21 protein-coding genes are annotated in these 24,838 nt (G+C 71.9%); 13 read left to right on the top strand and 8 right to left on the bottom strand.

Annotation, left to right across the window (positions count from 1 at the left end):
* The first annotated feature begins 1 nt into the window (after position 1).
* The 8 genes from otnK (at position 2) to ACIPPM_RS04370 (ending at position 9,004) form a co-directional block, all read left to right on the top strand.
* Positions 2 to 1,294 (top strand): 3-oxo-tetronate kinase, encoded by a 1,293-nt coding sequence (gene otnK, locus ACIPPM_RS04405; RefSeq protein ID WP_401442798.1) that lies wholly within the window; start codon positions 2 to 4, stop codon positions 1,292 to 1,294.
* On the top strand, positions 1,291 to 1,953 hold the full coding sequence (locus tag ACIPPM_RS04400) for an aldolase (protein ID WP_401442795.1): 663 nt from the start codon (positions 1,291 to 1,293) through the stop codon (positions 1,951 to 1,953). Before otnK ends, ACIPPM_RS04400 begins: the two co-directional genes overlap by 4 nt.
* Before the next feature lie 69 nt (positions 1,954 to 2,022).
* A complete protein-coding gene (locus ACIPPM_RS04395; protein ID WP_401442793.1) occupies positions 2,023 to 3,327 on the top strand; it encodes an MFS transporter in 1,305 nt (434 codons plus the stop codon).
* Positions 3,328 to 3,358: 31 nt separating this feature from the next.
* A complete protein-coding gene (otnI, locus tag ACIPPM_RS04390) occupies positions 3,359 to 4,141 on the top strand; it encodes a 2-oxo-tetronate isomerase (protein ID WP_401442791.1) in 783 nt (260 codons plus the stop codon).
* Complete coding sequence (gene denD, locus ACIPPM_RS04385; protein ID WP_401442788.1) at positions 4,138 to 5,184, top strand: D-erythronate dehydrogenase; 1,047 nt, start codon at positions 4,138 to 4,140, stop codon at positions 5,182 to 5,184. The genes otnI and denD overlap by 4 nt, the downstream gene beginning before the upstream one ends.
* Positions 5,185 to 5,194: 10 nt before the next feature.
* Positions 5,195 to 5,947, top strand: a complete 753-nt coding sequence (locus ACIPPM_RS04380) for a FadR/GntR family transcriptional regulator (RefSeq protein ID WP_401442786.1) — start codon at positions 5,195 to 5,197, stop codon at positions 5,945 to 5,947.
* Between the two features lie 123 nt (positions 5,948 to 6,070).
* Positions 6,071 to 7,525 carry a fascin domain-containing protein gene (locus tag ACIPPM_RS04375; protein ID WP_401442783.1) on the top strand — a complete coding sequence of 485 codons (1,455 nt, stop codon included), beginning with the start codon at positions 6,071 to 6,073 and terminating at the stop codon, positions 7,523 to 7,525.
* A gap of 156 nt (positions 7,526 to 7,681) precedes the next feature.
* Positions 7,682 to 9,004, top strand: a complete 1,323-nt coding sequence (locus ACIPPM_RS04370; protein ID WP_401442781.1) for an aldehyde dehydrogenase family protein — start codon at positions 7,682 to 7,684, stop codon at positions 9,002 to 9,004.
* A gap of 3 nt (positions 9,005 to 9,007) precedes the next feature.
* Here ACIPPM_RS04370 and ACIPPM_RS04365 read toward each other — a convergent pair whose 3' ends face one another.
* On the bottom strand, positions 9,008 to 9,172 hold the full coding sequence (locus ACIPPM_RS04365) for a hypothetical protein (RefSeq protein WP_401444248.1): 165 nt from the start codon (positions 9,170 to 9,172) through the stop codon (positions 9,008 to 9,010).
* 141 nt (positions 9,173 to 9,313) lie between these two features.
* Between ACIPPM_RS04365 and ACIPPM_RS04360 the strand changes: the two genes are divergently transcribed.
* Positions 9,314 to 9,793, top strand: coding sequence for a hypothetical protein (locus ACIPPM_RS04360; protein ID WP_401442778.1), 480 nt, complete (start codon positions 9,314 to 9,316; stop codon positions 9,791 to 9,793).
* A gap of 66 nt (positions 9,794 to 9,859) precedes the next feature.
* Here the strand turns inward: ACIPPM_RS04360 and ACIPPM_RS04355 are convergent, their stop codons facing one another.
* On the bottom strand, positions 9,860 to 11,110 hold the full coding sequence (locus ACIPPM_RS04355) for an MFS transporter (RefSeq protein WP_401442775.1): 1,251 nt from the start codon (positions 11,108 to 11,110) through the stop codon (positions 9,860 to 9,862).
* 199 nt (positions 11,111 to 11,309) lie between these two features.
* On the opposite strand from ACIPPM_RS04355, the gene ACIPPM_RS04350 reads away from it, so the two are divergent.
* The gene (locus ACIPPM_RS04350; protein ID WP_401442773.1) at positions 11,310 to 12,134 is read left to right on the top strand and encodes a hypothetical protein; all 825 of its coding nucleotides are present in this window, start codon (positions 11,310 to 11,312) and stop codon (positions 12,132 to 12,134) included.
* A 10-nt stretch (positions 12,135 to 12,144) separates the two neighbouring features.
* Here the strand turns inward: ACIPPM_RS04350 and ACIPPM_RS04345 are convergent, their stop codons facing one another.
* Positions 12,145 to 13,953: a helix-turn-helix domain-containing protein gene (locus ACIPPM_RS04345; RefSeq protein ID WP_401442771.1), complete on the bottom strand. Its 1,809-nt coding sequence runs from the start codon at positions 13,951 to 13,953 to the stop codon at positions 12,145 to 12,147.
* Positions 13,954 to 14,147: 194 nt separating this feature from the next.
* Between ACIPPM_RS04345 and ACIPPM_RS04340 the strand changes: the two genes are divergently transcribed.
* The gene (locus tag ACIPPM_RS04340; protein ID WP_401442768.1) at positions 14,148 to 15,533 is read left to right on the top strand and encodes an MFS transporter; all 1,386 of its coding nucleotides are present in this window, start codon (positions 14,148 to 14,150) and stop codon (positions 15,531 to 15,533) included.
* A 96-nt stretch (positions 15,534 to 15,629) separates the two neighbouring features.
* Here the strand turns inward: ACIPPM_RS04340 and ACIPPM_RS04335 are convergent, their stop codons facing one another.
* Both ACIPPM_RS04335 and ACIPPM_RS04330 read right to left on the bottom strand, forming a co-directional pair.
* Positions 15,630 to 16,799 (bottom strand): 4-hydroxybenzoate 3-monooxygenase, encoded by a 1,170-nt coding sequence (locus ACIPPM_RS04335; RefSeq protein ID WP_401442765.1) that lies wholly within the window; start codon positions 16,797 to 16,799, stop codon positions 15,630 to 15,632.
* Positions 16,800 to 16,915: 116 nt separating this feature from the next.
* Positions 16,916 to 17,686, bottom strand: a complete 771-nt coding sequence (locus tag ACIPPM_RS04330; protein WP_401442762.1) for a helix-turn-helix domain-containing protein — start codon at positions 17,684 to 17,686, stop codon at positions 16,916 to 16,918.
* A 128-nt stretch (positions 17,687 to 17,814) separates the two neighbouring features.
* Between ACIPPM_RS04330 and ACIPPM_RS04325 the strand changes: the two genes are divergently transcribed.
* The gene (locus ACIPPM_RS04325) at positions 17,815 to 18,732 is read left to right on the top strand and encodes a CDP-diacylglycerol diphosphatase (RefSeq protein WP_401442760.1); all 918 of its coding nucleotides are present in this window, start codon (positions 17,815 to 17,817) and stop codon (positions 18,730 to 18,732) included.
* A 178-nt stretch (positions 18,733 to 18,910) separates the two neighbouring features.
* On the top strand, positions 18,911 to 20,992 hold the full coding sequence (locus ACIPPM_RS04320; protein WP_401442758.1) for an MMPL family transporter: 2,082 nt from the start codon (positions 18,911 to 18,913) through the stop codon (positions 20,990 to 20,992).
* 115 nt (positions 20,993 to 21,107) lie between these two features.
* Here the strand turns inward: ACIPPM_RS04320 and ACIPPM_RS04315 are convergent, their stop codons facing one another.
* From ACIPPM_RS04315 to ACIPPM_RS04305, 3 genes are all read right to left on the bottom strand, one after another.
* Positions 21,108 to 23,345: an MMPL family transporter gene (locus tag ACIPPM_RS04315; protein WP_401442755.1), complete on the bottom strand. Its 2,238-nt coding sequence runs from the start codon at positions 23,343 to 23,345 to the stop codon at positions 21,108 to 21,110.
* Between the two features lie 178 nt (positions 23,346 to 23,523).
* A complete protein-coding gene (locus ACIPPM_RS04310) occupies positions 23,524 to 24,201 on the bottom strand; it encodes a hypothetical protein (RefSeq protein ID WP_401442752.1) in 678 nt (225 codons plus the stop codon).
* Between the two features lies 1 nt (position 24,202).
* On the bottom strand, positions 24,203 to 24,520 hold the full coding sequence (locus ACIPPM_RS04305; RefSeq protein ID WP_401442750.1) for a PadR family transcriptional regulator: 318 nt from the start codon (positions 24,518 to 24,520) through the stop codon (positions 24,203 to 24,205).
* Positions 24,521 to 24,838 lie beyond the last annotated feature (318 nt).

Here is a 24,838-nt window from a genome sequence, read left to right as displayed (position 1 = left end):
CATGGGAATCCGGCTCGGCGCCATCGCCGACGACTTCACCGGCGCCACGGACCTGGCGAACAACCTGGTGCGCGCGGGCATGCGCGTGGTCCAGCTCATCGACGTCCCCGAGGACGGCGGCCCCGAGAACGGCGGCCACGGCATCGTGGGGGACGCGGACGCGGTCGTCATCGCGCTCAAGTCCCGTACCGTGCCCGTCGCGGAGGCCGTGGACGCCTCGCTGCGCGCCCTGGCGTGGCTGCGGGGCGCGGGCGCCGAGCAGATCTACTTCAAGTACTGCTCGACCTTCGACTCCACCCCGGCCGGGAACATCGGCCCGGTCGCCGAGGCACTGATGGACGCGCTGGGCACGGACTTCACGGTCGCCACCCCGGCGTTCCCGGACAACGGACGCACCGTCTTCAAGGGTCATCTCTTCGTGGGCGACGTGCTGTTGAGCGAGAGCGGCATGCGGGACCACCCGCTGACGCCGATGACCGACTCCAACCTGGTCGACGTGCTGGGCGCGCAGACCACGCGTCCCGTCGGGCTCATCGACCACACGGTCCTCGCGGCGGGCGCGGACGCGGTGCGGGCCCGCATCGACGAACTCCGGTCCGGGGGAGCCGCGTTCGCCATCGCCGACGCCGTCTCCAACGACGACCTGGTGCGGCTGGGCGAGGCCGTGCGGGAGCTGCCGCTGGTGACCGCCGGTTCGGGGCTGGCCATCGGGCTGCCCGCCAACTGGGGGCTCCAACCGTCCACGGCGGCGGCTCAGTTGCCGCCCGCGAGCGGTCGCCAGGCCATTGTCTCCGGGTCGGTGTCCGTGGCCACCAACGGCCAGGTCCGGGCGTTCCTGGCCGGCGGGCGGCCCGCGTTCAGCGTGGACCCGCTGCGTATCGCGGCCGGTGCGGACGTGGCCGGGGAGGCGCTGGCCTTCGCCGACGCCCACCTGGCCGACGGGCCGGTGCTGATCTACTCCACCGAGGCGCCCGACGCGGTGCGCGGCGTGCAGAGCAGGCTCGGTGCCGCCGAGGCCGGTGAACTGGTGGAACGCACCCTCGCCGAGGTGGCGCGGGGGCTCGTGGCGCGCGGGGTCCGGCAACTCGTCGTCGCCGGGGGCGAGACCTCGGGCGCGGTCGTGCGGGCGCTCGGCGTCACCGGGCTCCGGATCGGCCCGCAGATCGACCCCGGTGTGCCCTGGTGCGCGGCGACGCTGCCCGACGGATCGCCGCTCCATCTCGCCCTGAAGTCGGGCAACTTCGGCGCCCCCGACTTCTTCACCGCCGCGTTCGCCCTGCTGGAGAAGTCATGACCGGCCCGGTGGAGGAGGCACGGCGCGAGATCGTACGGGTCGGCGCGAGTCTGTTCGCGCGCGGCTATGTCCACGCCAGCGCGGGCAACATCAGCGCCCGGGTGGGCGACTCCCACCTGATCACCCCGACCGACGCCGCCCTGGGCTTCCTGGAACCCGACCGGCTGGCCCTCGTCGACCCGCGGGGCGAGCAGCTAGCGGGCGACCGTGCCAGCAAGACCCTCACCCTGCACCGGCGGATCTACGCCGCCGACCCCACCGCCCGCTTCGTCGTGCACACCCACTCCACGCACCTGGTCGGGCTGACCCTGGCCGGTGTGTGGAGCCAGGACGACGTGCTCCCGCCGCTCACCCCGTACTACGTGATGAAGGTCGGGCACGTCCCGCTCGTCCCCTACCACCGGCCCGGCGATCCGCGCGTGGCCGATCTGGTGACCGCCCGCGTCGCCGAACGCGCCGCGCGCGGCACGCCGATCCGGGCCGTGCTGCTCGACCGGCTGGGCCCGGTCGTCTGGGGGCCCGACGCGGCCTCCGCCCTGGCCGTCCTGGAAGAACTCGAGGAGACCGCCCGCCTGTGGCTGCTCACCGAGCGCAGGCCCGCACCGCTCGCGGAACCCGAACTCGCCGAACTGCGTGCCGTGTTCGACGCCCGCTGGTGAACCTCACACCTCCGAACCCCCGTCCCCGTCCCGCCCGAGAATCCCCCTGAGCCGCTCAAAGGATTCGCCATGTCGCTCCCCACGGTCGCCGCCGAAGTCGACCTCACCCGCGAGAACGCCGTCTTCCGCAAGGTGGTCCGGCGTATCGTCCCCTTCCTCGTCCTCTGCTACATCGTCTCCTACCTCGACCGCGTCAACGTGGGCTTCGCCAAGCTCCAGATGTCGCACGACCTGGGGTTCAGCGAGGCGTCGTACGGCCTCGGCGCCGGGCTGTTCTTCATCGGGTACTTCCTCTTCGAGGTCCCGTCGAACCTGCTGCTCCAGCGGGTCGGCGCCCGCACCTGGATAGCCCGGATCATGATCAGCTGGGGCGTGGTCTCGGCGGCGTTCGTGTTCGTCACCGACGAGACGACGTTCTACGTGCTCCGCTTCCTGCTCGGCGCGGCCGAGGCCGGGTTCTACCCCGGTGTCATCCTGTACTGCACCTACTGGTTCCCGTCCCACCGCCGGGCCCGCGTCATCGCGATGTTCATGTCGGCGATCCCCGTGGCGGGCATCTTCGGCAACCCGCTCTCCGGCTGGATACTGGACGCCTTCCAGGGCACGGGCGGCTGGCAGGGGTGGCAGTGGATGTTCGCGCTGGAGGCCCTCCCCGCGCTGGCCGTCGGTGTGGCCACCCTGTTCTACCTGGACAACGGCGTACGGGACGCGAAGTGGCTCAGCGACGAGGAGAAGGACGTCGTGGAGCGGGCGCTCGCCGAGGACGCCGCGCACCGGACCGTGCACGGCAAGGTCTGGGACGGCTTCCGCGACCCCAAGGTGTGGCTGATGAGCCTCATCTACTTCTGCTTCATCATGGGCCAGTACGCGCTGACGTTCTGGATGCCGACCTTCGTGGAGTCCACCGGCATCAAGGGCAACCTGGCGATCGGCGTCCTGAGTTCGGTGCCGTTCCTGGCCGCGCTGGTCGCGATGAACCTCTTCGGCCGCTCGGCCGACCGGCGCCGCGAACGCCGCTGGCACCTGGTGATCCCGAGCCTCATGGGCGCCGTCGGCTTCACGCTGGCCGCCTCCTGGTCGGGCTCGACCGTGCTGTCCCTGGTCGCGCTGTCGTTCGCCGCGGCCGGTGTGCTGACCTGCGCCCCGCTGTTCTGGTCGCTGCCCACCGCCTTCCTGGGCGGCACGGCGGCCGCGGCCGGGCTCGCCCTGATCAACTCGGTCGGCAACCTGGCCGGTTTCGTCAGCCCGTACATGATCGGCGCGCTGAAGGACAGCACCGGTTCGGCGGCGATACCCATGTACGTGCTGGCGCTGAGCCTCGTCGTGGGCGCCGCCGCCGTACTCACCACCAAGAAGGACGTCGTCAACCGCTGACCGGCGCCTCATCGGCGTCATGGGAGTGACCATGCCGAGGTTCGCAGCGAACCTGTCCATGATGTACACCGAGCACCCGTTCCCGGCCCGCTTCGCCGCGGCCTCAGCGGACGGCTTCGAGGCCGTCGAGTACCTGTTCCCGTACGCGTACGAGCCCGCCGAGCTGCGCCGCCTGCTGGACGACCACGGGTTGCGGCAGGTGCTGTTCAACGCCCCGCCCGGTGACTGGGACGCGGGTGAGCGGGGTACGGCCGCGCTGCCCGGCCGCGAGGCGGAGACGCGGGCCGGGATCGACCGGGCGCTGGAGTACGCGGCCACGCTGGACTGCCCGCGCGTGCATGTGATGGCCGGACTGTCGACGGCCGGTGCGGCCCGCGAGACCTACCTGGGCAACCTCGCATGGGCCGCCGAGCGGGCCGGGGCGGCCGGGGTGGACCTCCTGATCGAGCCGATCAACCACCGTGACATGCCGGGCTACTTCCTGAACCGCCAGGCGGAAGCGCACGCTGTCGTACGGGAGTTGGGCGCCGACAACGTCAAGGTCCAACTGGACCTCTACCACTGCCAGATCACCGAGGGCGACCTCACCACGGCCCTGCGCCGGGACCTGCCGACCGGCCGGGTCGGGCATCTCCAGATCGCGGGCGTACCCGACCGGCACGAACCCGACGCGGGTGAACTGAACATCGGCCATCTCTTCCACGTCGTCGACGAGTTGGCCTTCGAGGGGTGGATCGGCTGCGAGTACCGCCCCCGTGCCGGGACGAGCGACGGGCTCGGCTGGCTGCGCGACTACCGAGGAGCACACGCATGAGGATCGTCATCACCGGTGGCTTCGGCTTCCTGGGGCGCCAGGTGGCCGAACGGCTGCTGGAGACACGGACGTTCGACGGCGTACCCGTGGACCGGCTGGTGCTGGCCGACCTGTTCGTACCGGACGCGTCGCCGCTCGCCGCCGACCCGCTCGTCCAGGTGGTCCAGGGTGATCTGACCGAGCGGCTCGGCGAGTTGTTCGCCGAGCCGGTGGACGCGGTGATCCATCTGGCGTCCGCCGTGTCGGCCGCGTGCGAGGCCGACTTCGACCTCGGTATGGCCGCCAACGTGGACACCACCCGCGCCCTGCTCGAAGCGGCCCGCGCCCAGTCGGCCGCCGGGGGCCCGGTCGTACGGCTGCTGTTCTCCAGCAGTGTCGCGGTGTACGGGTCGGACCCGGCGCTGCCGCTGCCCGAGCTGGTCGCCGAGGGCACCCTGCCGACGCCGCGGTCCAGCTACGGGGTGCAGAAGTTCGTCTGCGAGCAGCTGGTCGCCGAGTACACGCGGAAGGGGTTCGTGGACGGCCGGGTGGCCCGGCTGATGACCGTGTCGGTGCGGCCGGGCAGGCCCAACGCGGCCGCGTCCGGCTTCCTGTCCGGCATCGTCCGCGAGCCCCTGGCCGGGCTGCCCGCCGTCTGCCCCGTCGACCCCGCCCTGCGGGTGGCGCTGGCCTCGCCCCGGCGCACGGTGGCGGGCATCCTGCACATCGCGGAGCTGGAGCGGGGCGACGGTCCGGGTCAGCTGAGCGGGCGGCTCCCGGTCAACCTGCCCGCGCTGACGGTCTCCGTCGCCGAGATGCTCCGGACCCTCCGCCGGGTGGCCGGGGACGCGGTCGCGGACCTGGTGACCGTCGTGCCCGAGCCCGCCGTGGAGGCCATCGTGGGCTCCTGGCCCGCTGACTTCGACAACGCGCGCGCCGCCACGCTCGGCCTGGCGGCGGACCCGGACTTCGAGTCGGTCGTCCGGGAGTACCTGGCCGACCACGCCGACGCGGTGACCGCCGTCACCGCGCTCGGGGCCGGGCGGCAGAGCGCCGGTCGATAGACTGAAAAGCATGTTTTCCAAGGTGAGCGGTCCGATACGGCTCGCGGACCGGGTCGCCGCGATCCTCGCGGAGGAGATCGAGTCCGGGCGGCTCACCGAGGGCGACAGACTGCCGACCGAGGTCGCGCTGGTCAAACAGCTCGGAGTGAGCCGTACGGTCATCCGCGAGGCGGTGTCCCGGCTGCGCAACGCGGGCCTGGTCGAGCCGCGCCAGGGCCTCGGCGTCTTCGTCCTGCCCCGGCGCACCCGGCCGCTCGACCTGACGGCGGAGTCCCCGGGCACCAAGTCCAAGGTGCTCCAGATCGTCGAGGTCCGCGCCGCACTGGAGAGCGAGGCCGCGGCCCTGGCGGCGACCCGGGCCACACCGGACGACATCGCCCGGATGCGGCTGGCGCTGGCCGCGCTGGACACGGCGGTCGCCGCCGACGGTGACGGCGTCGATGAGGACCTGGCCTTCCACCGCACCATCGCGGAGTCCACCGGCAACCCGGTCCTCGTCCAGACGGTGCGCTACCTGGGCGAGGTCGCCCGCGACGGCATCCGCGTCACCCGCGCCAACGAGGCCCGCCGCACCGACTTCATCGAGGCGGTCCGCCAGGAGCACCACGCCATCCTCGCCGCCGTCGAAGCCCACGACCCCGAAGCCGCCCGGGCCGCCGCCCGCCTCCACCTCCGTCACGCCGCCGCCCGCCTCCAGGACGCGGACGACCGCTTCTGGACGGAGACCGACGGGATGGACGTGCGGCTGCGGCCGGACGCCTGACGGCCGGGTCCTGTCCCGCGCGGACCGGTCAGACATGTCCATGTCTCACCGGTCTGGATCATGGTTGACTTCACCTCGCGTTCACTCCGTGTACAGGCGCGGAGCATTCACGAGGGATGACACATGCTCAAACGAATACGGCTCCTGCTGGCGGCGGTGCTCACCGCGCTCAGCACCGTCGTGGCAGTGGCCGCGCCGTCGGTCGCGGCCGACACCCCGGTGCCCCCCTCGTCGGCGGGCCAGAGGTGGGCGCTGAAGGTGGCCGGTCACTTCGTGACGGTCTCCGCCGGAACGGGCGGTGACAGCAAGCTCAGGGCCAACCTGACCGCCACCGCACCCGAGACCACCGAGCAGTTCACGCTGCACACCGACTGGGTCACGGACAGCGGTTTCGGCAGCACCGTGAGCTTCCGCTCCGAGGCGACCGGCAACTACGTCACGACCGAGGACGACGCCAGCGCCTCCATGCTGCGGACCCGGGCGACGACGATCGGGGCCTGGGAGCGCTTCACCCTCAAGCAGCTGTCCGACGGCACCTTCGGCCTGCTGGCGTCCAACGGCAAGTATGTCGCGGCGGAACTGGGCACCTACCCGGACGCGGGCCTGCTGCGGGCGCGTACGGCGCCGCCCGCCAACCCGAACAGCCTCGGCTCCTGGGAGCGCTTCTCCCTGGTGAAGGTCGGCGGACAGGGTTCCACCAGTCCCGCGCCCGCGCCCACCACCCAGGCGCCGGTCGCGCGTGACGTCGTCTCCTGGAACGTCTGCGCCAACAACAACGGCTCGTGCTCCCTGAACGACGCCCCCTCCACGACCGTCGCCACCAACGTGTCGAACGCGCTCCACCAGGCCATGGGCACCCGGCGCCCCGACGCGATCTTCTTCCAGGAGATCTGCGAGAAGGCGGCCAAGCCTCTGGAGCTGGCGCTCGAGAGCTGGGCCGGTCCCATGGACGTGCGTTTCATGCCGACGTCCTTCAAGGTCGGCGACACGGCCATCGAGGCCCAGAAGGACTGCGACGACTCCAAGGACGGAGTCAGCCGGGGTTCTTTCGGCATCGCCCTCGCCGTGCCCGACAGCAACACCTGGTACCAGGGCACCGTCCTTCCGTCGCCGCCCAAGAAGAAGTCGACGGACTTCGCGAAGGAGCAGCGGCCCATGCTCTGCGCGGTCATGCCGGCCGAGGGCACCGCGTACTGCAATGCCCACTTCAGCAGCGGGCCGTACACGGACGCGAACGGCAAGCCCGCGGGCGACGACACCGACCCGTCGGACCTGTACCGCCCCAAGCAGGCCCAGGCGATGCGCGACACCGTCGACGGCCTGACGCCGCGCGGCTACACCACCTACTACGGCGGTGACCTCAACACCACGCAGAACGACGTCAGTTACCTCAACCCCCTCTACCCCGGCCACCAGGAGTGCGGGCAGCCGACCCCGTCCTCGCCGCACACCGGCGCACCCACGGACGGCAACAACAAGATCGACTACATCTTCGGCCCGCAGGGGCCCACGTACACGTGCCGGGTCGTGGACGGCACGCTGTCCGACCACCGCATGATCAACCTCACCACTTCCTGAGCCACCGCGAGAGCCACCGAGGGCCGTTCCGGATCATCCGGGGCGGCCCTTTCGCGTACGCGCCGTGATCTACGTCATTCCGGGCAATCCGTGGAATTTTCCCGGCCGTCTGGAAGGTTGGTGTTTACATCTGATCGTCGAGGACGCGAGGCACCCGTGAACCACTCCCCCACCGAGCAGGCCGCCGACACCGTGGCCCGGCTGCGCGGCACGTTCCGTACCGGACGGACCAAGTCCGTCGAATGGCGCAAGGAGCAGCTGCGCCGACTGCGCGCGATGCTCACCGAGCACGGTGCCGACCTCGCCGCAGCCCTCCACGCCGACCTGGGCAAGAGCGCCACCGAGGCATACCGCACGGAGATCGACTTCACGATCCGCGAGATCGACCACACCCTGGAGCACCTGGACGCGTGGCTGCGCCCCGAGCCGGCGCCGGTCCCCGCGTACCTCGGTGACGACGCCACGGCGTGGACGCAGTACGACCCGCTCGGCGTCGTCCTCGTCATCGCCCCCTGGAACTACCCGGCGCAGCTGCTGCTCGCCCCCGTGGTCGGCGCCCTGGCGTCGGGCAACGCGGTCGTGGCGAAGCCGAGCGAGCTGGCCCCGGCGACCTCCGCCGCGCTGGCCGAGCTGATCCCGGCCTACCTGGACACCGACGCGGTCGCCGTGGTCGAGGGCGGCATCCCGGAGACCACGGCTCTGCTGGCCGAGCGCTTCGACCACATCTTCTACACCGGCAACGGCACGGTGGGCCGTGTCGTCATGCGCGCCGCCGCCGAGCACCTCACCCCGGTCACCCTCGAACTGGGCGGCAAGTCACCGGCGTTCGTCGACCGGGACGCCGATCTCGAGGTGGTAGCCGACCGGCTGGCGCGCGGGAAGTTCCTCAACGCCGGGCAGACCTGTGTCGCCCCCGACTACGTCCTCACCGACCCGGAGACCGCCCCCGCCCTGGAGGCGGCGCTCGTCCGCGCGGTCGAGGGCATCTACGGCCCCGACCCGGCGGCCTCGGCGGAGTACGGCCGCATCATCAACGAGCGCCACTTCGACCGGCTTTCGGGCCTGCTGGACTCCGGCCGGGTGGCGGTCGGCGGGGGCAGCGACCGTGCGGACAAGTACATCGCGCCGACCGTGCTGGCCGACGTCGCGCCCGAGGCGCCGGTGATGCGGGAGGAGATCTTCGGCCCCATCCTCCCGATCGTGACCGTGCCGGACCTGGACGCGGCGGTGGACTTCATCAACGACCGCGACAAGCCGCTCGCGCTGTACGTCTTCACCGACTCCGACACCACCCGTGAGCGGATCGCCGCCGAGACCTCCTCCGGCGGCCTCGGCCACGGTCTCCCCCTCGCCCATCTCACCGTCTCCGACCTCCCCTTCGGCGGCGTCGGCGAGAGCGGCATGGGCAACTACCACGGCCGCTACTCCCTGGACACCTTCAGCCACCGCAAGGCGGTCCTCAGCAAGCCGCTGGCCTGACCCTCACAGCCACCGCAGCGCCGCCTCGACGCTGTCCCCGCCACTGGTGTTGAAGGCGAGGGCGGCGCGAGGGGCGTGGCGGTGGACGACGTTCACGATCTGCTCGAACAACGGCAGCAACTGCTCGGTCTTGCGGATGCCCCCGCCGACGACGAGTACGGAAGCCATGCGGCCAACCTACTCCCCTTCCACCACCCCGCGGGGCGGCAATTTCACACCGGTGCCGACGCGCTGACACGGCCGGTGAATGCCGCTAGCTTCCTGGCTGAGTTCGTGCCAACGCATGGGCCGACAGGGGAGGGATCTTCGGTGTTTTCCAAGAAAGTGCTGCCCAGAGGGCTGGGGAGAGCGGCGGCCGCGGTGACGGCGATGGCGTTCGTCGCGGTGCTGGGCTCGGCCACCGCCGCCAACGCCGGGGCGAGTTGCAGCCTCGCGGGCTGCTCGTCTTCCGTGAACGACACCGCGCTGGGCGCGACCGCGCTCAAGAACTGGTGCCGTGGCGGGGACAGTACGGGCGCGTGGACGGCCACGCAGCCGACGTGCAAGAGCGACAACGTGGCGCAGACCACCTACTACCTCTCCTCGGGCGGCGGCCACACTCCCTACAAGGAGGACTGGGACACGCTGCGCGTCGACGCCGGGTACTGCTACAAGGTGAAGTTCATCGTCGACCTGGGCTCCGACTTCACCAAGACCTATGACCGCCGCGGCACGTCGGCCGCCTATGTGAAGGCGGCGGACAACGCGGACGCCCACGTCGTCGGCCAGAGCTCCAGCTCCTGCCCGTGACCACGCGGACGGACCAGTAGACGACCCCCCGGCGGACGGCCGAACGACCGTCCGCCGGGCGGGCGTTCACCGGACCGCCCCGACCCGCTCGCCGGCCCGCGGAACCGCCTCGTGCCTCCGTACGGACGGCACCGCCAGCACCACCCCGACCGCGGTGAGCTGCCACAGCACCCCGAACCCCAGTACCCGGTCCGCGCCCACCACCCCCGACGCCGGCCCCGCCAGCGCCAGCCCGAGCGGCCCCAGCGCGAAGGCCCCGAGACTGTCGAAGGCGCTGATACGTCCGCGCACCTCCGCCGGGACGTCCCGCTGGATCACGGTCGTGGCGAGAGTGGTGCACACGGCGGCGCCGATACCGGCGCAGAAGGCGGCGGCAGCTACCCAGAAAAGCGGCAGCCCGACGGCCAGCGCGGCGGCGGGTACGGCCCAGCCCGCCGACGCGGCCACGGACCAGGCGAGCCCACGCCTGGGTTTCCGGCCAAGCAGCAGCACCCCTCCGACGATCGCGCCGACTCCTTCCAGCGCCAGCACCAACCCCCAGGCCCGCGCCCCGCCGAGCCGCTGCTCGGCCATGGACGGGCCGAGGACCAGGAACGGCGCCCAGAGGACGAAGTTGAACAGGCCGATGTGGAGAGTGGTGACCCACAACCAGGTACGTGAGGTGAACTCCCGCCAGCCACGCCCCAGTTCACTGAACATCCCACCCCCGGCGCCCTCGGCAGCCCGCGCCACCGGCAACCCCGCCAGGGCGACGACGCTGACGCCGTAGCTGACCGCGTCGACAGCGACCACCGTCCCGGCGTCGAAAGCGGCGACGAGCAGCCCGGCCAGCCCCGGTCCCGCGATGGAGGTCATCGGCCGGGTCATTTCCAACAACGCGTTGGCATTCGCGAGTTCGTCGGCCGGGACGAGGCCGGGGACCAGTGCCGACAAGCCCGGCATGAAGCCGCCCTCCCCGATCCCGAGGAGCACCGCCAGCACGACCACCTCCCAGATCCGCGCGCTGTGGGTGAGCAGCAGCACGGCCAGCACACCTTGGGAGAGGAACCGGAGCAGATCCGCCGCCAGCATGACCGTACGGGCCCCGAGCCGGTCGGTGAGCACCCCGCCGAGCAGCAGCACGACCAGCACCGCGAGAATCCGGGCCGCCATGACCCCGCCGACGGCGTCGACACCGCCACCGGGGAGCCGCAGCACGGCGAAGGTCGTGGCGATCGTGTTCATCCCGGAGCCGAGCAGCGAGGTGGTCCGGCCGAGGAGGAAGCGGCGGAATCGGGCGTGCCGCAGCACGCGCAGCCGGCGAGTTCCGAGTGTCATGAATGCGTACCCTGCCCTCGTCCGGCAATTTCCCGCAAGGGTTTCCATGAATAAAGCCCGCCCCTTTATGGAAAAAATTCCACCAAAGCGAGTTGGCGCAGTAAATGAATAACGTTTACTGCAACACCGCTGCTGGTACGGTCGGTTGGGGAAACGCGAGCAGGCTCCGTGAACTCATTTACTGCGGATGGACGGCGACATGAGCGACGAACAGTCGGCACCGGTCGAATTCGGCGCCGCCGTCGACCGCTATCTCGGCGCGGTGGACCTCGGCCCCGCCTCGCGCCGCGTCTACCGCATATCGTTGCTCGGCTGGGCCTGGCCCCTCGTCGACCGGCGGACCCCCACCGGGCGCGACCGCCGAGGTGCCAGTCCGCCGACCGTGCCGCTCGCGGTGCTGGACGACCCGAGGACCCCGGAGCGGCTGCGACAAGGACTGGCCGACCGCACCGCGACCACACGACCCGCCTCCCTCACACGCGAGTTGGCCTGTCTTCGAGCCGCGGGCGCCTGGTGGCTGGCGCGAGGCTGGATCGGCACGGACCCGACCATGGGCCTGGCACAGCCACCGGCGCCGCCCCGGCTCCCCGCCCCGGACCGCGCCCGAGCCGCCCTGGCCCTGCGGGCGCCGCTCCGCGAGCTGACCCTGTGGTACCTCCTCCACGAGTCCGGAGCACCGGTGGAACACGTACTCGCGCTGGACATCGACCACTTGGACCTCCCCGGGCGGCAGACGAGGAGGGGTGCCGGGGGCGGGCTGAGCTGGGGGCCGGGAACCGCACGGCTGCTCCCGCTGCTCCTGGCGGGCCGTACCGCGGGGCCGGTGTTCGTCACCGCTCGCCGGGCCCCCGCCGACGCGCCCCCGGCCGACCGCTGCCCGGTGACCGGCCGGGGCCGCCTCTCCTACCGTCGCGCCGCGGAACTCTTCACCGCCGCGACCAGCCCCCTCGACCCGTCCGGCCGCGGCTGGACCCTGCTGGCGCTGCGCGACCGCTCGCCCCGCGACCGGACAGCCGCGTCCTGACTGCCGGAAGTCAGACCGGCCCGTCCAGCACCACCCGCAACTGGTGCAGCCGTACCGCCAGATGGAGCCGCAGCGCGGAGTCGGCCGAGCGCCAGTCGTCGCCGAGGAGGGCCGCGATGCGGTCCAGGCGCTTCAGCAGCGTGTTGGTGTGCACATGGAGGGAGTGGGCGGTCCGGCTCAGGTTCCCGGAGTGGGCGAAGTAGGCGGCGGTCGTGCTCACCAGGTCGGTGGAGCGGCGGCGGTCGTAGTCGAGCAGGGGGCCGAGGGAGTCGGCGATGAAGCCGTCCAGTTCGTGGGCGCGGCGGGGGTCGAAGACGAGCCCGTACATCGCGTACCGCCGTGTGGTGGCGCCCCGGTCGGTCTCGCCGAGGGAGCGCATGACGTCCAGGCAGCGCTGGGCGAGCGTGACGGAGTGGGCGCGGTCGTGGCCGGTGATCCGGTCGGCGACCACGAGGACCGGCGTGCCGAGTCGGCGGCGCAGCCGCTGGTGCAGCGTCCGTACCGCGGCCTCGGGGTCGTCCGCGCGGAGCAGCATCGTCGCCCGGCCCAGGTATTCGCCCGCCAGGCCGGACCACTCCGGGGAGGAGGCGTGCAGCTCGCGGACGAGGTCACCGGCGGACCGGTCGGGGCAGTCGGCCGTGACCAGGACGTCGAGCCGGTCGACGTCGACGCCCCGGGCGAGCGCGCGGTCGCGCAGCGCGGGATGGACCGGCTGGAGCGGCGGGTGGGACAGCAGCTCCGTGAGCAGTTCGCCCCGTACCCGCTCCTCCGCCTCGACCCGGGCGTCGCGCAGGAGCATGAGCAGGCCCGTGATCTGGGCCGAGCGCTCCAGCATCCGGACGTCGGCCGACTCCGTGGGGGCCCGGCGCCGCAGGGACAGGGAGCCCAGGTGGCTGCCACCGGCCTGGATGGCGGCCACGCTGTGGACCGTGCCGTCGTCGTCCTGGCCGTGGACGCATCGCCCGGTCCGGCGGGCCCGCTCCAGCAGCTCCCGCTCGAGTCCGGGGTCGGCGCCCGGGGTTCCGGCGCCGGAGGAGCGGGTGGCCACGACCTCGTCGTCCCGGTCCCGGATGGTGACCACGCCCCGCAGATGCTCGACCAGCGACTGCGCGATGTCGCCCGGTCCGCCGCCGGTCAGCACCACATGGGTCAGCGCCTCGTGCACCGCGGCGGCCAGTTCCATCGTGGCGACCTGGTCCTCGATGACGCGGTACGCGTCCTGGAGGCGTTGGAGTGCCACCCGGCTCTCGTCGTACAGCCGCGCGTTGTTGAGGGCGATCGCGGCATGGTCGGCGAAGGCGCTGAGGAGGGCGACCTCGTCCTTCTCGAAGGGGCGCTCGGTGCGGTCGGCCGCGAAGAGGACGCCGATCACACGGTCGCCGACCAGGAGCGGTACGCCGAGCAGCGCCACCAGCCCCTCGTCGGAGACGAGGCGGTCGAAGGCGGGGTCGCGGTGGAAGCCGTCGGCGTGCCGGTAGTCGCTGACCCAGACCGGCGCCCTGGTCTCGGTCACCCAGCCGCCGAGACCGGCCCCGGCGGGCATGCGGGCGGAGGAGAACTCCGGCGAGATGGTGCCCGCCGCCGCGCTGAGGGTGAGGACGCCGTCCGCGTCGCACAGCGAGAGATAGACGAAGTCGCTGCCGATCAGCTCGTGCGCCTCCCGGACGATGGCCGGGAGCACCACGTCGACCTCGCCCAGCACGGTCAGCGAACGGGCCGTGGCGTACAGGCTGCTCAACTCGCGTTCGCGGCGCAGCCGGTAGGCGGCGAGTTCGCCCTGGCCGTCGTTCCTGTCGGGCTCGGACCCGGTCGGTGCCATCGCTCGCCTTCTGCCAGAGAAGGGAGGTGGTGGATTCACCCACCCCTGGGGTGCGAGGAGTGTAGCCAATCCCCATCTCCCAAAGCGCTTGCTCAGCCCTACTCTCACCCCACACAGAGCTGTGACACATACCCCGACCGGCCGGCGGACGTCCCCGCACACACCCCCTGACCAGAACCGGAGGGATGCCTCCCATGGCCTCATCCGCACAGGCCCACGTCCAGGGCGAGAACCCCGGTCCCGCCCCGGTGTCCGAACGCCGTACCGGCTGGAAGCTGCTGGCGGCCGGACTGATCGGCAGCTCGATCGAGTGGTACGACTTCTTCCTCTACGGCACGGCGGCGGCGCTGGTCTTCCCACACGTGTTCTTCCCGCACTCGTCGGCCCTCATGGGCACGCTGCTGTCCTTCAGCACCTTCTGGGCCGGGTTCGTGGCCCGGCCGCTCGGCGGGCTGCTCGCCGGTCACTTCGGTGACAAGCACGGCCGCAAGCCCACGGTCGTGGCCTGTCTGATCGGCATGGCGACGGCGACGTTCCTCATCGGCTGTCTGCCGAGCGCCGCGAGCGTCGGTGTTCTCGCCCCGGTCCTCCTGGTGCTGCTCCGCTTCGTCCAGGGGGCGGCGGCGGGCGGCCAGTGGGGTGGCATCGCGCTGCTCCTCACGGAGTCGGCACACCCCAAACGCCGTGGTTTCGCTGGCACGTTCGGCCAGACGAGCGTGCCCGTGGCGGTCATCATCGTGAACCTGATCTTCACCACGACCGGCTCGATCATCTCGAACGAAGCTTTCCTGGACTGGGGTTGGCGCATCCCGTTCCTGCTCAGCGCGGTCATGTTCCCCGTCGTCCTGCACATCCAGCACAAGGTCGAGGACACCCCGGACTTCCGCGCCCTCCAGGAGAAGGCCGCCGTCAAGCCGGAAGCGAGCGTGGTCCGGGCCCCGCTGACCGAGGCGATACGCCGTAACTGGCGCACCATCCTGCTCGGTTGCGGCACTCTGTCCGCGACCAACAGCCTCTTCTACGTGAGCATCACCGGCCTGCTGAGCTACGGCACCACGACGCTGCACATGGACCGCGACTCCCTGCTCACCGTCACCCTGCTCAGCTCGGCCCTGATGGCGGGAATACTCCCCTACGCGGGCCATCTGTCGGACCGCCTCGGCCGACGCAAGCTGGTCCTCGTCGGCGGACTCGGCGTGGCGGCCTGGGCGTTCCCCTACTTCACGCTGGTGGACACGGCGTCGGCGCCCCTGGTCTTCGTCGCGATCACCGTCGGTTTCCTCTTCCAGGGACTGACGTACGGCCCGATGGCCGCCTACCTCGGTGAGCTGTTCGCGACCGACGTCCGCTATTCCGGCGCCTCTCTGGCCTACCAGCTCTCCGCCATCGTCGTCAGCGGCGGTACGCCGGTCCTGATGACCGCCGTGATCGCGAAGACCGGGGCGACCACGCTGGTCGCGGCGTACATCGCGCTCATGGGCCTGATCACCTTCGGCTGCGCCTGGTTCCTGCCCGAGACGAACACCGCCGAGGTGCGCCGGGACCCCGACGCGCTGCCCGGAGCGCAGCTCTACCCGTGACCGGCCGGAATCCCTGAAGCCGAGGACACAGCGCCATGCGAACCGCCCGCCTTCCGTCACCTCGGGGCGCTCGGCGTCGCGGGCGGAGCGCCTCAACTAGTTGGTGCCAGCGGTGAGTTCGGCGAAGAGCCGGTTCGCGGTCTCCGAGGTGAACTGCCGCTGGAGTTCCGCTCGGGCGACCCGCTTGCGGAACTCTCCCGCGTGCCGGGTGTCACCGGCGTCGTGCATGACGTCGGTGATCCAGGTGGCGAACGCCTGGTAGTTCCAGATGTGGGGCAGGCAGGTCTCGGAGTAGCCGTCGAGCAGGCTCGTGTCGCCGTCCTCGGCCCAGCGGAGGACCGCGCGGGCGAACACCTCGGCGTCGTGCAGGGCGAGATGGATTCCCTTCGCGCTCATCGGCGGCACGAGGTGCGCCGCATCCCCGAGGAGGAAGAGCCTGCCGTGGCTCATCGGGTCGAAGACCACGCCGCGCAGCGGCACGATCTGCCTGCCGACGATCTCCCCGCGCGCCACCGAGGTCCCGAACCGGGCTTCCAGCTCGCCCCAGACCCGCTCGTCCGGCCACTGCTCGGGGGTGTCGTCCAGGGCGCACTGGAGGTAGACGCGGGTGGCGTGCGGACCGCGCGGGATCAGTCCGGCGAGGCCGCGCGAGTGGATCGCCATGCCGGACGGGCTGGTCGGGACGGCGGCCAAGGCGCTGAGCCAGGAGTACCCGTACTGGTGGGAGTACTCGGTGAGGACGCCCGCGGGGACGGCCCGCCGACTGACGCCGTGGAAGCCGTCGCACCCCGCGACGAGGTCGCAGTCGACGACCCTGGGCGTGCCGTCGGCATCCCGGTAGCGGGCGCGGGGGTGTGCGCCGTCGATGTCCTCCAGCGTCACGTCGGCGGCCTCGTGGCGCAGGTCGCCGCCCGCTCGCAGGAAGACGTCGGTGAGGTTGCGCACGAGGACCTGCTGCGGGCAGTAGAGGCTCTCGTTGTCGTCGTCCACGTCGATCGGCATGGCCTCCCCGTCGAGGTAGAAGCCGCCCTCGCTCCGCGGGACCGGATCGCCCGCCAGTACCTCGGCGAGCCCCCACTCACGGAGCATCCGCACCCCGAAGCCGTCGATGGTCCCGGCCCGCTGCCGCTGCTCGACATGGGCGCGGCTGTGCTTCTCCAGTACGACGCAGCCGACGCCGTTGCGCAGCAGGAAGTTGCCGAGCGCCAGCCCGGCGACACCGGCTCCGACGATGACCACGGCGGTGTGGGTGTGTGTCTCGGTCATGGGTGTACGGGCCTCCGTGCTCGGCGGGGTGGTCGGGGGGACTGCCACCACTCTGGAGCCGGGCCGGGGCGAGCAACCACCGGGAAAGGGACAGCGGATACCGGAAACCCGCCGACCTACCGACCGCGCAGCTCCGCCCGATACCGGCCGGGAGTCTGGCCGACCACCTCGGTGAACGCCTCGATGAAGCTGGAGGGGTTGGACCAGCCGCACACCATGGCGGTGTCGGTGACTGACAGGCCGCCGGTGAGATGGGCCAGGGCGTGCTGGACGCGCAGGGTGGTGCGCCAGCGGTGGAAGCCCATGCCCAGCTCGGTGTGGAACAGCCTGCTCAGCGTGCGCTCGCTCGCCCCGGCCGTCCGGCCCAGCTCGGCCAGGGTGGCGGGGTGCGCGGGATCGGCGTGCAGGAGGTCGGTGACGGCCCGCAGCCGGTCGTCGCGGGGTTCGGGCAGGTGCAGTGACTGCTCGGGGGCCCCGGCCAGCTCGTCCATGACCACGGCGAGCAGCCGGGCGTGGGCGCCGGGGCGGGTCTCCGGCCGGTCGGTCAGCACCAGGACCGCCTCGCGCAGCAGCGGACCGACCGCGAACACGCTCGGCCGGTCGGTGAGTTCACCGCACAGCTCCGGCGGGACGCTGAGGAGGCGGGCGTCCGTACGGCCGTAGAAGCGGTGGGAGTGGGCGAATCCGGGCGGGGTCCAGGTCACGCGGTTGGCCGGGGCGACCCAGGTGCCGCGCTCGGTGGTGGTGGCCAGTACTCCGGCGGCGGCGTAGACGAGCTGGCCGTGGGGGTGTGAGTGCGGGGCGAGGTGATAGCCGTGCGGAAGCCGGCCCGCCCCGCGCAGCGGCACGTCCACCGACTCGGGCAGGGACAGGTGGTTCTCCGGCATCGCCCGGCAGCGTACCGCCCTCCCCCACGCTCACTCGTTCAGCCGATGAGCAAATCGCCGTAAATCGATCTCCGGCACCTAACCTGCAAAAACCCCCAGCCAGTGGTCATCCCCTCGGAGATTCAGACATGAATGACGAGCAGAACGCGAACGACGTACCCCGGCGTCAGTTCGTCGCCCTCTCCGGAGCCGTCGGTGCCGCGACGCTGCTGACCGGCGCGGCCGCGCTGAGCGGCGGCACGGCCGCGGCGGCGAGCGGTGCCGACGCGGGCCCGACACCCGACACGTGCCCAACCACGCCTCCTCCCCCGGGCGGCGCGAGCCCGTGTCCCCCGGCCCAGCTCCAGGGCATCTGCGGCAGGCCCACGGACAACGAGCCGCTGTGGAACGACGTCCAGTACTGCGTCAACGGGACGGTCCCCCCGTCGGGGCAGAAGCCGGACTGCCTGAAGATGACCCCGAACTACATCGTGCTGCGCGGAAAGCCGGTGAGCACGCAGAACTATCTCCTGGTGCCGACGTGCCGCATCACGGGTATCGAGTGCCCGTTCCTCGAGACCAGCGGGGTCGCGAACTACTGGCACGAGGCGTGGGAGACCGGGCGCAGCGGCGGGGACGTCCCCGTGCAGTCCCGGTACATCGGATTCGGGATCAACTCGCAGGGGGCCCGGCAGCTCAACCAGCTCCACATCCACATGGCGGGCGTCCGGCCGAGCACCCAGCGGCGCCTGCAGGACCTGGAGGCGCAGGGCCGGATGGCCACGTCCCCCTCGCAGTGGGCGGCTCCGGCCAACCACGCCCCCATCACGGGCACCGGAGGCGACCGGGAGTACCGCATCCTCCGGCTCGCCAACCTCAGGGACAACCTCTTCAACCTGGTGTACCAGAACGTGGTGCGGCCGAACTCGCTGAACATGGCGGACCAGACCATCATCGTGGTCCCGAAGATCACCGCGACCGGCTTCGCCAACGCCTTCTACGTCCTCAACAGCGACAACTCGCTGCACGACGGCACGAGCACGTGCGACCGCCTGCTCGTCTACTGACGGGCACGTGGGACGGCAGGGCACCGGCCCGGTGAGGTGCACCGGGCCGGTACCCCCGGAAGAGGTAATCCGGGCCCGCACACCGATCCGGCCGGGGTGGCGGCACCGGATCACCGTCGATGAGGTCGAGCGTCCCCGCACTCGGCACCGTGCTCGTCCCCACGCGTGAGGTGATGTCGTGCGCTCGTTCCGCGAGCAGTCCGTGGTGGCCCGGTTCCCGGTGTTCGTCGTGGCCGCCTGGCTGGTCGTGGCTTTGTGCACGGCCGTCTTTCCCGGCCGCCTCGCGTCGGTCGCGGCCCAGCGGCCGCCTGCGACGCTGCCCGCCACGGCCGAGTCGAGCCGGGTGGCGGCGGAGCTTCAGCGGGGCGGACCGGCCGTAGGGCCACCGGTCGTGGTCGAGTGGGAGGCCGCGGCCCGGAAGGCCCCACCCGCGCGGCTGGACCCCGTGGCCGCACAGCGGGTCCTCGGCACGCTGCCCCGCTCGGTCGGGTCCCTCGGCCCCGTGACCGCCTCGGCCGACGGCCGGGCCCTCGTGGGCGTCGTCACGCTCACCGACCCGGACGAGTCCCGGCTCCAGCCGACTCTGGAGCGCATCAGGAAGATCGCCGGTTCGCTGCCGGACAGCAGGGTCCGGCTGGCCGGTCCCGCGGCTGCGCAGGCCGATCTGCAGACGTCGTTCGAGGGCATCGACGGGAGGCTGCTGCTGATCGCGCTGGCCGCCGTCGCCGCCATCCTGTTCCTCGTCCACCGCAGTGTCCTGCTGCCCCTGGTGGTGGCCGCTTCCGGGGTCGTCGCGCTGACCCTGTGCAGTGCGGTGCTGTACGCGCTGGGGAACTGGGGCGTGGTGACGATCGACGGGCAGGTGCAGGGCATCCTCTCCGTGCTGGTCATCGGCGCGACCACGGACTACGGCCTGCTCCTGCTGGCGCGGTATCACGAGCACGCGCCGGAGATGCCCGCCCCGGCCGCCATGCGGACGGCGCTGCGGGCGAGTTGGGCGCCCATCACGGCGAGCGCGGCGACGGTGGCCTGCGCCATGGTCGCCCTGCTCCTGAGCTCCCTCCCCGCCAACCACTCCCTCGCCCTGGCCGGAGCGGTGGCGATGGCCTGCTGCGTACCGGCCGCGCTCACCTTCGTCCCGGCCGCCGTGCTCCTCGGTCCCCGGGCGATGTTCTGGCCGCGGGGACCGCACTCCGGCCGGTCCGGCGGGCGGGTCTGGTCCCTGGTCGCGGCGGTGGTCGAGCGGCACGCGCGTCCGGTGTGGACGGTGGGCTGCGCGGCGCTCGCGGGCTGCGCCTGCCTCGCCGTACTGCTGGCACCGGGCGGCCTTCCGCTGGGCCAGGCGCTCGCGGCGCGGGCGCCCTCGGTGCTGGCCCAGTCGGCTCTGGAGGCTCACTTCCCCGCGGGAACGGGCAGCCCGGCCGTCGTCCTGGTCGACTCCGACGGCGCCGCACGGACGCGGCAGCGGATCGACGCCACGACGGGGGTCGCGCGGACGGAGGTCGTGCCCGGCGCCGGGCCGGCGACGGGTCGCACGGCCTTCGCGGTCACCCTCGACAGCGCCCCGGACAGCGCACGCGCCCAGGAGACCATCGGCCGCCTCCGCGCCGCCGCGGGCGCCCGAGCCCGGGTCGGCGGCCATCCGGCGCAGGTGTACGACATGCAGCGGGCGGCCGAACGCGACCGCTCCCTCGTCCTGCCCGCGGTCCTGGTGATCGTGCTGCTGCTTCTGCTCGGCCTGTTGCGCAGCCTCGCGCTGCCGGTCCTGCTCGTGGCCATCGCCGTGGCCAACTTCCTTGCCGCGCTGGGCATTTCGGCAATGATCTTCGACGTGGCCTTCGGTTCGACCGCGACGGAGCCGTCCCTGATCCTGTTCTCCTTCGTCTTCCTCATCGCGCTCGGGGTGGACTACAACATCTTCCTCATGCACCGCGTCCGTCGTGAGTCCCTGCTCGTGGGACAGCGCATCGGCACGCTCCGGGGGCTGCGCGCCACCGGGAACGCCATCAGTTCGGCGGGGGTCGTTCTCGCCGTCACCTTCGCCGCGCTGACCGTCATGCCGCTGCGCTATCTCGCGCAGATCGGCGTCATCGTCGCCGTGGGCGTCCTCCTCGACACCCTGTTCGTCCGCCCATTGCTCGTCCCGGCCCTCGCCGTCGACACGGGGCCCTGGCTGTGGTGGCCGACGAAGCCGGCGGACGGTCCGCGACTGGGCAACGTCGGCGAGCAGCGGGGCCAGCCGGAACTGGCCCCGGTCTGACACCGGGGGTCGGCGCGGGCTCGCCCGGCACGCCTGTCAGCGACGGGGTGCGCCGGCATCGCCGGACTCGCGATGCCGAGGGCGTCCCGATCCGCTGCGCGGTGGCCCGTACCCGTCAGGCGCGGCTCCGCGGACCGGCCTGCGTGGTGGGGGCCGCGGCGGACGCTCCCGCCGCCTGCCCCTCGTGCCCTGCCGTGCCGTCTCCTGCGGGGCGGGTCCCCGGCCCGGCTGCTCGTTCGGGGGTGGTGACGAGCATCCGGGCCACGGAGCGCGGGAACCACCAGTTGGCCCGCCCGAGAAGGGTGACCAGCGCGGGGGTGAGAAGGCCCCGGACCACGGTGGCGTCGATGACGATGCCCGCCGCCAGAGCGGTGGCGAACACCTTCACGTCGGTGACCGGAATGCCGGCCAGCGCGGTGAAGGCCAGGAAGAGGATGAGCGCCGCGGAGGTGACCAGCCGTCCGGTGCGGCTGATGCCGGTCACGACGGACGGGACCACGGTGTCGCGCTCGCCCTCGGCGGTCAGCTCCAGGTGCGTCTCCCGGATGCGGTGGAGGATGAACACCTCGTAGTCCATGGACAGCCCGAAGAGGAAGGCAAAGACCGCCATGGGGACCCAGATGGTCACCGCCCCGATCGCCGGGGTGTCGAACAGCGCCTCGCTGCCGTAGCCCTTCTGCCAGACGAGGACGATCACGCCGTAGGCCGCGCAGGTGGACAGCGTGTTGAGGATCAGGGCCTTGATGGGGAGGACGACCGAGCGCAGGGTACGGGCGAGCACCACGAAGGTGAGCAGGGCGACGAAGGCCAGGATGAGCCCGAGTGAGCCGTAGACGGCGTCGATGAAGTCCACGTCGGTGGCGGGTCCGCCACCGGCGAGGGCGCCGGGGGTGTCCTGGGCGAGGTCCATGACCTTGGTGACCGTGTCGCGGCCGTCGCCGCTGGACGGATCGGCACGGGTCCACACGTCGATGACGCGCTGTCCGCCGCCGGTCCACTCTCCCGGGGCGGCGGAACCGGCCACGCCGTCGAGACCGGCGAGCCTGCCGTGCAGGGCGTCGGCGCCGCCCGCGTCCACGATGACCTCGAGGGGACGGGCGATGCCCTCGCCGAAGCCCGCGTCGACGATCCGCTGGAACGCGGCGGCCGGCCTGCCCCCCTGAGCCAGTGTCACGGTGGCGGGCTGCCCCAGGCGCAGGGCGAACACCGGCGCGGCGAGGGCGAGCAGCACCGCTCCGCTGAGCACGGCGCACAGCGCGGGACGGCGGGTGGTGAGTCCGGCGATCCGGCCCCACAGCCTGCTGTCCGGGCGGTGGGTCCGGCGTGGCCGGTCGAGCTTGTCGCCGAGGGTGTACAGCAGGACGGGCAGCAGGGTGACCGCGATGGCGACGCTGACCAGCGGGATCAGCAGACCGGCGTACCCCACGCTGCGCAGGAACGGGACCGGCAGGACGACGAGCGCGGCGAGGGAGATGGCCACCGTGGCCCCGCTGAGCACGACCGCGCGACCGGCGCTGCCGACAGCTCGTACGATCGCCTCGCGGCGCGCTTCGGGGTCGGCGCCGTCGGAGCCGGGCTTCTGCCGTTCCTCGCGCCAGCGGGTGACGATGAGCAGCGCGTAGTCGATCGCGATGCCCAGGCCGATGAGCGCCACCAGGAACTGCACGATGAAGGAGACATCGGTGATGCCGGTGATGCCGCGCACCAGCAGGAACGTGGTGGGGACGGCGACCGCGGCCATCAGCAGGGGTACGACGGCCAGTCCGCTGGCGAAGACCAGGGCCAGGACGACCAGGGCCCCGAGGGCGCCGATCAGGGTCTCGTGGACCGGGCTGCGGGCCGCTCCGCCGTCCCGGCCGGAGAGCACCGGCTGGCCGGTCAGCTCGACCGGGGCCCCGGCGATCTTCGCCTGCGCGACCGCCGCCTGGATGTCCGGGAGGGACTGGGCGTACGGGGCGTTGGACCGGTTGGCGGGCGGGTAGACCAGCGCGACCGTGGTGCGCTGGTCCTTCGAGACCAGGGACTCGCCGCCGGGGCTCACGTAGGAGACGCTGCGGCCGCCCCGCGGAGTGACCTTGGCGACCAGGGCGCTCCACTGCCGGCGTACGCCGGTGTCGTCGACGCTCGCGCCCTGAGGCACGGTCACGACGAGCAGCAGCGGGGCGTTCTTGCCGCCGGTCCCCGAGAAGCGCTGAGCCAGTGCGTCGTTCGCGGCCTGTGACTGCTTGTCAGGGAGCCGCGACTCGTACGAGAGCTTGTCGATCGTGCCGCCGGCGAGTGCCCCTCCGGTCAGGGTCAGCACCACCCAGAACAGGACGACGGGCAGCCGATGGGAGAGCACCCATCGAGTCACGCGCTCCAAGGTAACCCCTCCTGTAGGGACACTACTGTGTAGCCACACTACATATACCGGAGGACAAGCTAGCCTGGTGATCGAGTCGAAGCAACACATTCCGGAGTGCGCGAAAGAGCCCCCGGCGGACGTGTTCTGACGAACAGTCAGCATTCGGGGGCGCTCGTGGTGCCGGTTGCTACGCGGAGCCCGCCCCGCGCAGGAAGGACAGGAAGCGCCTCAGCGCCGTCCCGAAGTACGCCCCCGCCAGCAGGGTCAGCGTCGCGGGGATGGCGACCATGGGCCAGTCCAGGGATTCGGGGTGACTCAGGCCCCGGTTGAGGAGCAGCAGGATCAGGGCGCCGAGCACGGCGAGCAGCCCGATGAGGGCGGCGAGCGTCCCCGTGACGACCCCCTGGTCACGCCGGGCGAGCGCCGCGGCCGGGCCGGTGCCCTTGCGCAGCCCGGAGAGCGCACCCGCCAGGGACAGCACACAGCCGAAGGCCACGATCCCCAACCCCGTCAGCAGCAGCGGCGGATGGTGCGGCCAGGGCCCGGCCGGGCCCCCGAGGAGCGCGGACGCCCAGGCGGCGGCGAGCAGCGGCAGGGCGCACACCGTCTGCACGGACAGCTGGTTGGCGCTGATGCGCAGGGTGGCGTCGTTGTAGGCACGGGCGACCTCGGACGCCGGGCCCCACTCCCGGACGGCACGGTGCGCCGCCTCCTCGCCGTCGGCGCCGTCGTCCACGTGGCACTCCACCAGGCACTGGAGACCGTCCAGCACCTCGTCGATGATGGCCGAGCGGCGCGAGTACGGCCCTACCAGGTGCTCCGCGACATGGTCGGCGTAGCGCCGCAGTACGGCCGCACGCGCCACGCTATCCGCCGAGGACGACGGAGATGACGGAGGAGATCTCCTGCCATGCCGTCCGCTTGTCCGCCAGGGCACGGCGTCCGGCCGGGGTGAGGAAGTAGTTGCGGCGACGTCGGCCGTTGTGCGTGGTCCACTCACTGCCGACCAGGCCCGCGGCCTCCAGCCGGTGCAGCGCCGGATAGACCGTCCCGGTGGGGAGGTTGATGGCATCGCCGCTGCGCCGCTTGAGTTCCTCGATCACGGCATAACCGTGCTGCGTGCCGGGTTCCAGCACCGACAGCAGCATGCCTTCCAGGTTGCCCCGCAGATTCTCCGCCCTCACATCCGCCCACCCTACACATCGGGACCGGTCCCGGACATGGCCGTTCACCCACCCATGGCGGTACCCGCACCCACGCGCGACCTACGGGAACGTGCGGCGCCCATCGTCATGGCGGCCATTCACCATGATGGCGACGCGGGGGCGGGTGGTCGCTGTTGATGATCTCCGCGTCGGTGACCTGCGCAGGGGTCCCGAGGAGGAGCGTCGCAGCACCTGACTGGGCGACATATGTGGCGATGCGCCAGGTTGCGGAACCCGCGGGCTGTCGGTTGCCTCGTGGACAGAGCGCGAAAGATGCGCCGCACCGGGTAGGCCGGA

The sequence above is a fragment of the Streptomyces sp. NPDC090119 genome (assembly GCF_044747085.1).
In the GTDB taxonomy this organism is placed as follows: Bacteria; Actinomycetota; Actinomycetes; order Streptomycetales; family Streptomycetaceae; genus Streptomyces.
The sequence above is the reverse complement of the archived record's forward strand: the minus strand, read 5'-3'. Positions and strand labels throughout refer to the sequence as shown.